The organism is Candidatus Accumulibacter cognatus (assembly GCF_000584975.1).
GTDB classification, from domain to species: Bacteria; Pseudomonadota; Gammaproteobacteria; order Burkholderiales; family Rhodocyclaceae; genus Accumulibacter; species Accumulibacter cognatus.
In genome coordinates, this window is sequence record NZ_JDST02000008.1 from 24,530 (window position 1) to 38,317 (window position 13,788).

The following is a 13,788-nucleotide window of genomic DNA, read 5'->3' on the forward strand; positions in this document are numbered from 1 at the left end:
TGCCTTTTGGGCAGGGGGGCTCGGAGGCTTTCACCTGCACCCATCACCGAGGCGAAGGGTGTCTCTGGAGAGATTTAAGCGATAGCGGTGATGTCACCGGCCACAAAGGTGAGACCAGCAGCGAGACCTGTAATACCAGTCAGTTGGACCAGAACGTCGTTGGCACCCAGGCCAGCCACGCCGTCAGAGATAAACAGGTAGCTATTGACGCCGTTGTCATACACCGTGGAGGCTCCAGCCGCTCCCGCCACGCCACCAACAGCAGCGACGAAGGCAGCTAAGTTAGCCGCACCTGCAGTCACCAGACCTGCAGCGTTGATGGTCAGGCCTGAAGTCCCGGCCGTGGCAGCAGCAAGAGTTGTTGCGCCAAAGTCGATAATGTCAACAGCCGTGACATAGTCGGTGATGGTATCGAAGTTGGTAGCCGTCGGCAGGCCCGACGCACCCGCAGCGAACACGAAGGTGTCAGCACCAAGACCACCAGTCATCACGTCGGCACCAGCACCACCGGTGATAACATCAGCAAAGGCACCGGGATCACCGACGATGATGTCGGCACCGGAACCCCCTGTGATGTTCAAAGCAGCGCCACTAGTGTTGGTGATCGTCGTACCCGTGGAGGAGGTGGCAATCGTCAGCGTGGTCACACCGGTCACGGCGGTACCGTAGGTGATGGTATTTGCTGCAGTAGCCGGAGCAGTACTGGCGGTATCAACATACGCACTGAAATCCAGGATCTCGGTGTTGCTCACGTTAAAGACCTGTGTAGCCGTACCTGTCGAATCAGCAAAGGTAACGGTCGCGGCTGCAAACGTCACGTTGGCTGCAGTACCGCTGAAAGCCAGCGTATCCGTACCAAGATTCAGGTTGACGGTTTGTGCTGCGCCACCCACATTGATCCCCAGCGTAACGGAGTCGTTAGCAGCGAACCCGGCATCGCCAGTAATCGTCAAGGCAAATGCACCGGATACCGTACGGGCATCCATGAGGATACGAGATGGAGCGACTGGAGCCAGCGCAGTGCCCGCAGCATCGGTCATCAGACCATCGTTAGCCGTGACCAGCAGCGTTTCGATTTCAGTCAATGAAGCCGTGTGGCCGGAATCACTCAGGGCATCTGCAACAGCAGAGTTCAACGTCAGGTTGAGGGTCTGCAGAACAGCCTGATCGTTGTTGATGACGATGCTGCCAACGTTGGAAACGTTGGCAAGGTCAGCCGTGGTCACGGTTGCCGTGTTACGGACTTCCATCACATCAAGGGAACGGTTACCCACCAGCTGACGGGTCACGCCGGTCGAATCGACACCGACAGTGAGAACGATGTCACCACCGTCGATGATGTTGCCACCGTTCGTATTTTGATCGTTCACCACGAAGCGGTCAGCCGTTGCGCCCGCGCCTTCTTCACCGTCGTAAGTGAAGTGTTGGTTGGCTGACAGTGTCGTTGCATCCAGACGAAGTGCCGTGTTGGAAGTACGAACATCCGCGTTGGTTGCAGTGGAGACGGTAGAGTCATCATCGTTGTCGATGACGATCATGTTCCCGTTGGTACCGTTGGCGGTGATCATGTCGTTATCGATCTGCAGGAAGTACTGATTGCCTGCGCCATTACCCGCCAGATAGACGGTCTGGAAGCCAGAGACATTGTCCCACTCGGACTGTTGCAGAATGACATTGACACCGTTGCCGTCGATTACCAGAGTGTTATTACCGGCACCGCCGACCACTGTATCCGCATTGGTCAGGCCGGCTTGTGAACGGGTTGGTGAAGCAGCGGCGATATCGTCGAAAATCACCGTATCGTTACCAGCACCCATGGTGATGGCCTGACCACCGTTGGTGTTGGCCGCGGTGGTGCTGACACGAATGGTAACGTCGGAGGCTTCGTTGGCCGCATTGATGGTGCCCGCAACGAGGCGCACCATGTTGGTACTGGCACCAACATCCACCCAACCGAAGCCATCGACGGCAGTGCCGGTGACATCGACCTGCTTCAGACCGGTCACATTATTTGCCGCGATGATTGCTGCTTCCAAAGCTGCCTTGTTGGCAACCGTCGGATTTGCATCATAGGTCGTCTTGGCTGCCGCCAGCGCTGTCAGCAGTGCGTTGGGGACCAAAGCGCCACCAACAGCAATAGCCTGAGCATCGGCGGGAGCCAGCGTGGTATCCACATCCAGGTTCAGGAAGGTGCCCGCCACACCACCAGACAGGGTAATGGTGCCCCTGAGTCCAGCTGCAGTTGCCAGTTCGAGTTCCACGGTATTGGATTCCGTGTCGGAGTCGGTGACAGTCAGGCTTTCGACGCGTTCAACAGCGGCTGTTGCGGGCAAATCGCCGTTGGTTTGCAGGGTGAAATTGAAACGCGGATCGGTGTTGACGCCCTCATTGATGGTAATGCCCACCAGGTCGTTTGCGTTGGTTGAGGACTTGAGATTGGCGACCACGGTGGTGTCGATGATGCTACCGTTATTCGTGGTGCTGTGCTGAATCGACAGTCCGGCGCCCTGTGCTGCCGTCAGGTTGTTCAAGGTAACCGTGTAGTTGCCATTGTCCCAGGAAACCGGGGGATTGTTGATACCATTAACGTTATTCGAAGTATTGTCAATATTACGGATATTGATCGTGGCCGCATCGGTGATCTTGTCCATATCCATGGTCACGTTGCCCACAAGCTGGATATCCACCGCTTCAACTGCCGTCACACTACCCGTCGACACCCCACCGGTGTAGACCACGATGGTGTCAGTACCGAGACCACCAAGCAGGCTATCGCCAGCTTGTACGGTATCGTACAGATAGAAGGTATCGTTATTGGCTGTACCGGTAATGGACACGTTCTGTGGCAACCCGGAAGTACCTGCCTTGCCGGTGGTCAAAGTACCTGCAGCAATGTTGAGAGTCAGCGAAGCGGTACCGGTCATCCCGGACGCATCGATCGAAGCCAGGCGACCGTTGGCCTGCAGAACGCCGCCGCCATGGCTGATGGCTTCCACAAGAACGTTTGAAGCCTGATTGACCACGTTAGCGGTAGAAGCCAAGGTCAGCGATTGATCACCCGTGATGGTGATCGAGCCAGCAGTACCGGTATCCATCGGCAGGTTGAGCGTTCTCACGGTATTTGTGGAGCCATTGCTGACCAGACCAAGGGTCTCAATACCATTGGTGGCCACACCTAGCCCAGCGATGGTGACATTCTGACCGATGTTGAGTGTACCCAGGTCCACGCTGTTCAGCGTCATCGTGGCCGCATTCAGGCCCGCCAGGACGCCGCTCGCGTAGGAGAACTCGACCGTGTCGGCCTGGTTGGCGTTGGTGTTGGACAAGGAGAGGGCACCTACAGGCTGCTTGAGGTTGCCAACCTCGGCATTCTTAGCCTGGGCAACGCGAGTAATATTGACGGCATTAACGCCAGTAGCATCCTGCATGTCAAGGGCGGTGACGTTAGCACCCGAACCCGTGAAGGCGACGTTCACCACTTCAATGCCGGTCAATTTTGGCGTGATGATCGGAGCGCCATTGTCGTTGGCGTTACCCAGCGTAGCGTTGAGGGTTGGGGCGGTGCCCGTACCGGTCAGTTGGTCTTCGTCCTGCAGGGCGTTGATCCGGTCGTCACCGCCGGGGGTGTAGACCAGGCCTGCCGTGAAGATGTTGGCGGTGGCGATGTCGGTGCCGTTGGTGAGCGTAAACGAATCCAGGTTGGCACTGGGAACATCGGGGAAGGCGATGGTAGCCGTGCTCGAAGGGTTCTGGGCGTACGCAACCGCGTTACCAACCCTGGCGTTCCAGGCCGTGGCAAAGGAACCGAAGGTCGGGTCTTCGGTCATCAGTGAAAAGTTGTTCACGATCTGGGCGATGACCGCGCCCCGCTCAGTAAAGACGGTGCCGGTGATCCAGCCGGTGAGAAAAACGACGGCCGCATCAAAGGCTTCACCGGTCAGCCCCAGATTGGTGGCGACGATGGTTGCGACGTCGCTGGTCGCCATATTGGAAAAGTCGCGGATGAACAACTGGTTCTCAAGATCGGTCATGGCACCGGGAGTCGAGGTCGAGGCCAGAACCTGCTGGGTCGTGCTGTAGTTAAGTGCCTGGTTGTACATCGCACCGGCGAAGCGTGCAGTGACGACACTATTGGTGGAGGGTGTGATCATCAAACTTCCTTTCAAAGGTTAAAACAAATTTTGTGCACAAAGCCGAGGCCTGGTTTTTGGACACTCGCCAAAACAGTCTGAGGCTAAGTGCTTCATCTCGTGTCCGGTCTGCTTTCGCTGCGTTGCTTCCCCGGAACCGCTTGGTCTCGGGCGATCCTGCTTTTCGCCAGAGTTGCCACACCATCAGACGAGCACATGGTAGCTTGCCGGAATCCCGCCTGTTTGTGATTGCAATCACAAAGATCTAACTCGCGGTTCGCTGCCCTGTCTATGACAAAACCATCGGTCCCACGGCCGCAAGAAAAAACCCCGGATCAGCGCCCGTGAAACTTGAGGCCGAAGTATATCGCATGATTTTCCATATTGAACAGGGCTATGTTGCTTTTTTGCAACGTATTTTCGAGATATGCCACAATAGACCACTGATCCGCCAGCGGATGTTCGTAGGAGAGGCGTCCTGCCAGGCGGTCGACGCGGCGCGGCTGCCCGCCGAGCAGCGAGCTGTACGGGATGTCGTCGAGGTCCCGGCCGCGCTGGACCCACAGCGACACGGTGTCCGACCCCAGTCTGCGGGCGATGCCCAGGGTGATGTCGGATCGCCGCTGGTCGCCGCCCAGCCGGTCGGAGTCGCGCGCGCGGTCTTTGCGATCCTGCAACAGGACGTTGAAATCCCAGACCTCGCCCCGACAGAACAGCCAGGCCTTGGGACCGGCGTAGCGGCCGGCCTGCAGCGGGGCCGCCGGAAAATCCCGGTTTTCGATGCTGTAGCCGAGATTGCTTGCACAACCGGCAGGTGCAAAGGGCGGCGGGAGCTGGTAGAGCAGACCCCAGCCGGTGCTGGTGTAAGTCGGCTGGTTGGCCATCCAGAGCCGGGTCTGGCCGAAACGGAGGCCGATCTGCCCGTCGAGGAAGGGATGAAAGTAGGCGGCGTTGGCACTGACGATCGCCTGGTTGGTGTCCGACTTGCCGGGACTGTTGCGGGTGCTGATTTCGCCGTTCAACAGGACCATGCCTCCGCCCCAGGCGCGGGCGGCTGAGCCGACCCAGGTGGTGCGCGCCGCGCCACCGGGAATGCGCTCGTTGTCGGCCAGTTGCACCGGGACGCTGCCGCCGGGCAGGGTCAGGGTCAGAAACTGGATGCCGGGAGCGCTGTTGAGATTCGATTCGGCGCCCCCCAGGAACTCGATCGACCAGTCCAGAAGCCAGCCGTCACCCTTCCAGACATCAAGTTGCTCGGACAACCACGCCTTTAATGCAAATGGAATATCAGGGTGTTGCGAAACCTCGCTGGCCAGGCTGATGGCGGAATCCCGTTGGCCCATTTCTGCAAGCGCCTGCGCGTAGTCGAGCTGTGCGCCAGCCAGGCCGGGATTGAGCAGCAGGGCTTTTTCCAGCGACAGGGCCGCTTTCTGGGGACGCCCGAGTGTCAGCAGAAGCACCCCCTGGTAGGCAAAATAGTCGGCCCGGTCCTGGCAGGACTCTTCCAGGCCAGAGAGGCGCGCCACTTCCGCCTCGCGCTGTGCTGACTGGATGGGTGGCTGGACTGGGAAGGAGGTGGGGCAGGTAACAGCCAGAGAGGATGCCGTCACCGGGCCGACGGCCGCAGCCGACAGCGCAATCCCGCAGAGGATCATGGCGCCGGGGGAAAAATGGAAAAAGGTCGACCGGCTCATGGCGATGGGGTGCAAATAAAGTGTTGGGTGAATGGCGATGTGCCCCCTCCACCCTATGTAACTCCCCGCCCCCGCAAGGGGAAGAGGGGCGGTCAGCGACCTTCCGGACCCTCCTGCAGCCTTCGACCCGCCTGCTCTCCTCCCCCCTCGCGGGGGAGGGGTTGGGGGAGAGGGGGTCTGGGGTCTGTACTCGACAGCAGCCAACGCCGCTGCATCGAAGTCAGCCGCTGGTCTGCTGCTCGCCTTCCGCGTCGAAGACGAGGCGCAGATGACCCTTGGGATATTTTACAGGGATCGCATACACCGTGCGCGGCTCGGTCATTCCGGCCAGCAGGAAATCGCCTAGCCGGTGGGTGCGTTCAGGATCGGTATCGGCAACCACCGAGCCGATCAGAATGGGATGGGCCAATTCGCCGGTGAGCGCTTGCAGGCGTGTAGCGATGGTGACGGCTTCACCCAATACGGCATGGGTCCGTCTGGCGGCCGGCCCGAAAGATCCGATCAGAACCGTGCCGGTTTCAACTCCAATGCCCAGATCGAGCGGCGGCACATGCCGTGATGCGATGCGCGGCAACTGTGGCGTGCAGACCCGCCACAGTTCCTCCGCGGCATCGAGGGCGCGGGCGCCATGCCCGGCACAGGGCGCCGAGCCGTTCCAGACCGCCAACAGGCTATCGCCAACCATTTGTTCCACCACCCCGCCATGCGCTTCGACGATGCGGCTGGCGGTGGTGAAGAACAGATGCAGGACCATGGCGGTTTCCTCCGGCGGGCGGCCTGAACAATAGGCGGAGAAATTGCGCAGGTCGGCGTGCAGCACGGTCGCTTCGCAGCGTGTGGCGCGTACCTGCGCACACGGCTCCTGTGTGGCCACCTGACGCGCCACCGGTTCAGGCAGGTAGCTGGCCAGATGGGAGTAGAGGCGCTCGCGTTCGCAGCGCAGACGGGCAAATTCGCCGGCACTGAGCAGCATGGCGGCGAACACGGTGAACACGCCGGGAGCGACCCAGCCCAGCCAGAGGTGCTGCTTGAGCAGCAACAGGGTGCTCAAGCCAAAAATCACCAGGAGGTTGGTCAGGGCCACCATGGGCAGGACGAGTGCTGCGCTGCGTGGTGTCAGGCGCAGAGCGACGAGCAGCAGCAGCGCGCTCAGGCCCCCCAGCAGCCAGGACCACAGGGCAGCGCCGCGTGGCCGATAGGGCGTGCGATCATCGAGCATCGCCGAGAGCAACTGCGCGTGCACCTCGACGCCACTGACCGCGCGCCCCTGCGGAGTGGGAATGGCGTCACGGGCGCCGAAAGCGGTGGCCCCCACCAACACCCAGGCGCCCTGCAGCAGGTCGACTGGCGCCCGGCCCTGCAGTACGTCTGCAGCCGGGATGGCCAGCAGGCCGGCGCGCGGCATCTGATAGGAGACGCGCAGGTGACCCGCTCCGTCAATCGGCAGACGCAGGCCGCCGAGGTCCAGCCACCAGGGCGGATCGAGCAGCGCTACGCCGGGGTGCAGTTCGGGAATGGACTGACTCGCGGCAATGACACCGGCAATCGCCAGCGAGGCATAGGTTCTGCCATCGTGACAGATCAGGGCCGGCACCTGGCGGATCGCGCCGTCGGGGTCCACCAGCGGTGTGATGTGGCCGGCGAAAGGCGAAGTGCTCAACTGAACGTCGTTGGCCATGTAGCCATAAGCCCGCTCGGCCGGCTGGGGACAGGCGACAAATGGCAGCGCGCCCGCCAGTTGGCCGCTGTGCACTGCCGGCTCGGGCGACAAGGAGAAGAGTTGTGCCATGACTGTTGGCACCGCGCTCGCCAATGCTTCAGACAGGCGGGCATCGTCCGGACTGGGGCCATCGAAGAGGATGTCGAGGATTTTCAGGCTGACGCCCGCCTGGTCCAGTTTCTCGAGCAGCTCTGCCTGGCGAGCGCGTGGCCACGGCCAGGCGCCGATCGCCTGAATGCTTTTTTCATCGATATCGACGACCACGATGCGGCGTTCGGTCGCCTGCTGGTCGGCCATTCGCCAGGACAGGCCAGCCGAAAGCTCGTCCCATTGGGACAGGTCCGACAGGCTAGTGGCCAGCAGCGTCAGGACCGTGGCAGCGAACAGTGCGGCGAGTCGCAGTCGTGCCGGTTTTTGCAGCAGACCTGCGGTGAATGCCGGAGGGATGCGACGAAAAATCCCTCTGAGATGGTCAATCATGGGGGTGGATCTTTCAGCGACGCCAAAGCGTGGCACCCATCAAGGCGCCATTCCCGACGGATTTGCTGAAGAAATAGCCGGCCTGGCTGGTATCCAGTGAAACTGCGCCGGATACCCGGTCGGTGGCGCCGTTGCTAAGAAAGACCCCGGTAGTCCGATCGATCGTTCCGGTCGCGGCCACCGCCTGAGTCCCGACGCTCTGAGTGGTAACGGCAAGCTGCGTGGCAAAAGTATTGCGGCCGAAATCAATGCTCAGCGAACCGCCGTCGACGATCGCCGCCGATACCACGTTGAACGGATCACGGTAGGAGGCAGTGCCACTTTCGAGGCGGAAATTCGCCAGGCCGCTGGCATTGGTCAGGGTATTGGTGATGGTCTCATTGCGGAACAGGAAATAGTAGCCGTCGCCGACCGTCACACGGTTACCACTGAGCGCTTCCTTGAAGGGAACGGTCAGGTTGTCGCCCGGTCTGACGCTGTCGCCCCAGCGTCCCCAGATCAGGCTGTTGGTCTGAGGGATCACATTGCTTTCCGCTGCTTGCCGTGCACGGCGGAGGCTGTCCATCGCCGCAGCCGCCTCCTCTGACAAGGTCCGTCTGTGGTTTTTGCCGTCCGCCACCACGGTCGCCGTGCTGGCACTGCCTATCCGTTCCTGGAACAGGGTCGGAGTAATCTTGTCTCCTCCCTGCAGCGAATTGACCGGCTGCAGCAGCGGTTCGCGGGCCGCCTGGCGATACACCAGCGCCATGCCGTCCATGGTCGCCGCCAGTTCCCGTGCACGGGGGGTGGCACAGGGCCCGAAACCGTCAACAAGACAGGTGTTATCGAGCGGGGCGAGGACGATCGCCCCCTGGTTGACCAGGACGACCGCTCGCTTTGCATCCGCCTGGGTGACGAAGTCGGTTCCCTTGACGCCGATCGCCACCAGCGGCGTGTTCAGGCGGAACTTGTCACGTGCCGCTTGTGCCGCCAGCCCCGAGATACCTCGCATCGTTCCCGTTTCGAGGGAGAACTTGATCAATGATGCCGAGGGATTGGCCGGATCATAACGATACTCGACCACTTGCAACACCGAATCCGGACGGACGCTGACCAGTGCACCATCGACGAATCTGACATGCACGTGCCCGTTGGCGGTGGTGCGAATGACATCGCCGGGAACGATACTGTAGCCCTTGGTGACGGACTCGCTCCGGCCTTCGCGCTGAATCTGGCTGCTTCCGATACAAAGGGTTACTTCACCCACAGAGGTCGACGCCCGCACGGCTGATGCCAGCGCCAGTAGCACCCACATCAGCAGCAGACAGCGCAGCATCCGGGTATGGCGAAGCAGACTGCTCATCATCGTGACCCCTTCATGTTCAATGCCGCCAAGTATAAGTCCTTGATCAGCCAGCGCGGTGTGCGTGGAATCACAAACGGTCGGCGGGCCGCAGCTGCGTCTTTGACAATAAATTACGGTTCCGGTGTTTTCATATAGGAGTTTATGGTATCATCTCCTATATGACATCTATGCTGCATATCATCCTCAATACCACCGCCGAGCAAACGGCACGCCTGCAGGCTTTGCAGGTGGCGTTTGCCGAAGTATGCAATGCGCTGGCGCCAGTAGTGCAGCAGACCCGTTGCTGGAACCGGGTAGCGCTGCACCACATCACCTACCATGACCTGCGTCAGCGTTTTCCGCAGGTGGGATCGCAGATGGTCTGTAACGCGATCTATTCGGTCTCGCGTACTTGCCGGCTGATCCTGCAACACCCCAATAGCCCGTTCAACATCACCAGCCATCCGGATCGCCCCTTGCCTCTTTTGCAGTTTCTACCGAGTGCCCCGGTCTATTTCGACCGTCACACCCTCAGCCTCAAGGAGGGCCTGCTCTCCATGTATACCCTTGACGGGCGCATGCGTTTCCAGTTGACGCTCAAGACCGAGGATGAGTTGCGCTTCCAGCGCGAAAAACTACGGGAGATCGTCCTGGCACGTACCCCGCAGGGATACCAGCTTTCCTTCTGGTTGGCGGCGCTGGATGTCGACGAGGACAAGCCGGCCGGTCTTGAAGCTGAAATGCCGGAATATGTGGTGGTGCACGCAAGCCAGCCGAAAGAATCTCCCGCGATCCAGCAAGCCACGGCGGCGCTGTTTTGAGCACCGATTTCTACCCAACCGCTGATGAACCGGCCATTCGGCAATTCCTGGCACTCCGAAAGTATCCTCATGACTTCTGCTGAAAGCCGCTCTGAACTCCGTGCAGCGATCCTCGAACTGAAGCCCTTCTTCAGGAAGGCTGCTTTCTTCAGCGTCTTCTGCACCTTGCTGGTTCTGGCTCCGACCGGTTACATGCTCGAGGTATACGACCGCGTCATCAACAGCCGCAATTCCAGTACTTTGCTGATGTTAACCCTGATCGTACTATGGTTCTATGTGATCATGGAGTTGCTTGAATGGGCGCGTGGCAGCGTCATGCATCAGGCCGGCCAGGCGCTCGACCGGAAGCTCCGGGAACGGGTCTTCAGCGCGATTTTTGAAGCCAACCTTCGTCGTATCCCCGGTGGCACCAGTCAAGCCCTGAACGATCTGCGCAGCATCCGCGAATTCCTGACGACGCCTGCGCTCACGGCGCTCATGGACGCACCGGTTTCCCTGCTGTTCCTGATTCTGATCTACATGATCAATTCGCTGCTCGGCTCGATTGCGGTGCTGGCTGCCCTCCTCCAGGTCTTGCTGACCTACCTCACCGAAAAGAACACCCAGCCTCCCCTGGTCGCTGCCCAAAAGGACGCCATCGCCGCCCAGAACTACGCAAACGGCACGTTGCGCAACGCGCAGGTGATCGAGGCAATGGGAATGCTGCGTAGTATCCATCAGCGCTGGATGAGCAAGCAGCGCAGCTTTCTGCGCCTGCAGGCGGAGGCCTCCGATCATGCGGGCAGCAATGCCGCGCTCTCCAAGATGCTGCAGACCACCCTTTCGGCGGCGCTCCTCGGACTGGGCGCCTGGCTGTCGGTCAGGGGAGAACTGGCTGGCGGCGCTGGCATGATGATCGTCGCCTGGGTACTCGGGCCGCGGGTACTGGCACCGCTGGTGCAGGTGGTCTCGCTCTGGAAAAGCGTCGTCACGGCCCGGGATGCCTATCAACGCTTGGACAAGCTTCTGCAAGCCTTGCCCGAGCGCCAGAAAGGCATGCCCCTGCCTGCGCCCAAAGGCAATCTCACGGTGGAAGGGGTCGTCGCCTCAGCCCCCGGTAGCCAAGTCGCGATCATCCGCGGGATTTCCTTGACTTTGCCGGCAGGACAGATTCTGGCCATCGTCGGCCCTTCTGCATCCGGGAAATCGACCCTGGCACGTCTACTGGTAGGTATCTGGCCGGCAGCGAACGGCAAGGTACGGCTCGATGGCGTCGATGTCCACCCCTGGAACAAGGAAGAACTGGGGCCTCACATCGGCTACCTGCCGCAGGGCATTGAACTCTTCGGCGGATCTCTTGCCGAGAACATCGCGCGTTTCGGAGAAGTGGACATGGCCAAGGTCGAGGCGGCAGCGCGTGCTGTCGGACTGCACGAGGCGATCCTGGCCTTGCCGGATGCTTATGAAACGCTCATCGGCGACGAGGGTTGCTTCCTTTCCGGCGGCCAGCGTCAGCGCGTGGGGCTGGCACGCGCCATTTATGGCCATCCCAGATTCGTCGTGCTCGATGAACCGAATTCCAGCCTCGACGAGGCCGGCGAAGCGGCCCTGGTGAATACCTTGCTGGCGCTCAAGGCCCAGGGCACCACCCTGATCGTCATCACCCATCGCACCAGTGTCCTGGCTGCGGCAGATCTGATGCTGGTGTTGCGCGATGGACAAGTACAGATCGCCGGGCCGCGTGACGAGGTGCTGGCGGCCCTGCACAAAGCGGCTGCTGCACCGGCTGCTGCACCCACGGCTGGTCTTGCTGCTGCCCCTGCCGCGTAACGATCCGCAAGCGACTCTCAGATTCCTTCACGATCTACGGCTCACCATGAAAACACCTTCCTTTTTTCAGCGCAGCGAACTGACGGCCACGCTCTGGTCCTTCCGACGGGAGTTTCTGGTCGTGGGGATCTTCAGCCTGGTGGTCAATCTGCTGATGCTGACGCCAACCATCTACATGTTGCAGGTCTATGATCGGTTCATGACCAGCCGCAACGAATCGACCCTGATCGCGGTCTCCCTGATCGTCCTGTTTCTCTTCGCAGTGATTGCTTTCGCCGAGTGGTCACGTTCCCGTCTGCTGGTTCGCCTGGGCGTACGCCTGGACGAAAGACTCAACAGCCGGGTGTTCAATGCCTGCTTCGAATCCCACCTCAACCAGAGCCGAGACAACCCGGTAGAGGCTTTCAGCAACCTCACCAACGTTCGTCAGTTCATCACCGGTAATGGCATCTTCGCGTTCTTCGACGCGCCCTGGAGTCCGATTTACCTGCTGGTGCTGTTCATGCTGCATCCGTCGCTGGGCGTCCTTTCCCTGGTGTTCGCCGGCATTCTGACCGGGGTGGCGATCTTCAGCCACCGGGTGACCCAGACGCCGACTCAGAAAACCACGGAAGCCGGGGTCAAGGAGGCGGTGTATCTGCACAGCAAGCTGCGCAACGCCGAAGTCATCGAATCCCTGGGCATGCTCGGCAACCTGCGCCAACGCTGGCTGGGCCACCATCAACGACATATGTCGCTGTACTCGGCGTCACAGGATCGACAGCGGCGCATTCAGGCCTTGAGCAAGTTCATCCGCTACAGCCAACAATCCCTGATGCTTGGGGCCGGCGCCCTGCTGGTGATCGAGGGCGAACTGACCACCGGCGGGATGATTGCGGCGAATGTCCTGATGAGTCGCTGCCTGCAACCGATCGATACGATTGTCGGTAGCTGGGCCGGCTGGCAATCGGCCCGCAAGGCCTTCGAAGCGCTGGAGTCCCTGCTGCGGGACCATCCCGAGCGGCCGGCCGGCCTGATCCATGAGGCCTTACGCGGCGCAGTGCGCATCGAGAACCTCGTGGCGACGGCGTCGAATCGTGTACAGCCCATCCTTGCGGGGCTCACTGCCGAATTTCCCGCGGGGGAAGTGATTGCCATCGTCGGCCCCTCCGGTTCCGGAAAATCCACTCTGGCGCGTTGCCTGGTGGGTATCTGGCCGGAAGTCCAGGGTCGAGTTCTGCTCGATGACAGGCCGATCGAAAGCCTCGACCGGGAAGAACTGGGGCCATTCCTTGGCTACCTTCCACAGGATGTCGAGCTTTTCGAAGGCAGTGTCGCGGAAAACATCGCCCGCTTCGGAGAGATTGACTCGACCCAGGTCATCGAAGCTGCACAGCGGACGGGCATCCATGACATGGTTCTGCGCTTCCCGCGCGGCTACGACACGCCCATGGGGGAAGCCGGCAGCTTCCTTTCCGGAGGACAACGGCAACGCATCGGTCTGGCACGGGCACTGTATGGCAATCCCAGCCTGATCGTCCTCGACGAGCCGAACGCCAATCTGGACGACGTAGGCGAAGCAGCGCTGATTCATGCCATCCTGGATCTGAAGGCCCAGGGCAAGACGGTGATCTTCATTTCCCACCGCATGAACATTCTCGCCGTCGCAGACCGGGTACTGGTTCTGGACAACGGTGTGATCCAGACCTATGGCACGCGCCAGCAGGTGATGACTGCTTCGCAGCCGCGGACACCCATCCAGAGCGCCGGCGTTCCCACTCCTCAACCCGCTTGATTTCTGATTCAGGACCATCGTTATGGCTATTCGCAA

At 60.6% G+C, this 13,788-nt stretch carries 7 protein-coding genes; 3 read left to right on the top strand and 4 right to left on the bottom strand.

The window, feature by feature from the left end; genetic code table 11:
- Positions 1 to 74: 74 nt before the first annotated feature.
- The 4 genes from AW06_RS02055 to AW06_RS02070 all read right to left on the bottom strand — a co-directional run bounded on the left by AW06_RS02055 (position 75) and on the right by AW06_RS02070 (position 9,369).
- Entirely contained in the window at positions 75 to 4,151 is a 4,077-nt protein-coding gene (locus tag AW06_RS02055; protein ID WP_034944823.1) for a hypothetical protein, read from the bottom strand.
- A 314-nt stretch (positions 4,152 to 4,465) separates the two neighbouring features.
- Positions 4,466 to 5,824, bottom strand: a complete 1,359-nt coding sequence (locus tag AW06_RS02060; RefSeq protein ID WP_273704299.1) for a tetratricopeptide repeat protein — start codon at positions 5,822 to 5,824, stop codon at positions 4,466 to 4,468.
- A 220-nt stretch (positions 5,825 to 6,044) separates the two neighbouring features.
- A complete protein-coding gene (locus tag AW06_RS02065) occupies positions 6,045 to 8,024 on the bottom strand; it encodes an adenylate/guanylate cyclase domain-containing protein (protein ID WP_034944830.1) in 1,980 nt (659 codons plus the stop codon).
- A gap of 13 nt (positions 8,025 to 8,037) precedes the next feature.
- Complete coding sequence (locus AW06_RS02070) at positions 8,038 to 9,369, bottom strand: FecR family protein (RefSeq protein WP_034944833.1); 1,332 nt, start codon at positions 9,367 to 9,369, stop codon at positions 8,038 to 8,040.
- A 167-nt stretch (positions 9,370 to 9,536) separates the two neighbouring features.
- Between AW06_RS02070 and AW06_RS02075 the strand changes: the two genes are divergently transcribed.
- The 3 genes from AW06_RS02075 (at position 9,537) to AW06_RS02085 (ending at position 13,752) form a co-directional block, all read left to right on the top strand.
- The gene (locus AW06_RS02075; protein ID WP_273704300.1) at positions 9,537 to 10,169 is read left to right on the top strand and encodes a hypothetical protein; all 633 of its coding nucleotides are present in this window, start codon (positions 9,537 to 9,539) and stop codon (positions 10,167 to 10,169) included.
- Positions 10,170 to 10,238: 69 nt separating this feature from the next.
- Complete coding sequence (locus AW06_RS02080; protein WP_034944902.1) at positions 10,239 to 11,978, top strand: type I secretion system permease/ATPase; 1,740 nt, start codon at positions 10,239 to 10,241, stop codon at positions 11,976 to 11,978.
- A gap of 46 nt (positions 11,979 to 12,024) precedes the next feature.
- Positions 12,025 to 13,752 (top strand): type I secretion system permease/ATPase, encoded by a 1,728-nt coding sequence (locus AW06_RS02085; RefSeq protein ID WP_034944904.1) that lies wholly within the window; start codon positions 12,025 to 12,027, stop codon positions 13,750 to 13,752.
- Positions 13,753 to 13,788: the final 36 nt, after the last annotated feature.

Excerpts from the sequence above, each read along its gene's own strand:
- AW06_RS02055 (WP_034944823.1), bottom strand. The coding sequence starts at position 4,151 with ATGATCACACCCTCCACCAATAGTGTCGTCACTGCACGCTTCGCCGGT.
- AW06_RS02060 (WP_273704299.1), bottom strand. The coding sequence starts at position 5,824 with ATGAGCCGGTCGACCTTTTTCCATTTTTCCCCCGGCGCCATGATCCTC.
- AW06_RS02065 (WP_034944830.1), bottom strand. The coding sequence starts at position 8,024 with ATGATTGACCATCTCAGAGGGATTTTTCGTCGCATCCCTCCGGCATTC.
- AW06_RS02070 (WP_034944833.1), bottom strand. The coding sequence starts at position 9,369 with ATGATGAGCAGTCTGCTTCGCCATACCCGGATGCTGCGCTGTCTGCTG.
- AW06_RS02075 (WP_273704300.1), top strand. The coding sequence starts at position 9,537 with ATGCTGCATATCATCCTCAATACCACCGCCGAGCAAACGGCACGCCTG.
- AW06_RS02080 (WP_034944902.1), top strand. The coding sequence starts at position 10,239 with ATGACTTCTGCTGAAAGCCGCTCTGAACTCCGTGCAGCGATCCTCGAA.
- AW06_RS02085 (WP_034944904.1), top strand. The coding sequence starts at position 12,025 with ATGAAAACACCTTCCTTTTTTCAGCGCAGCGAACTGACGGCCACGCTC.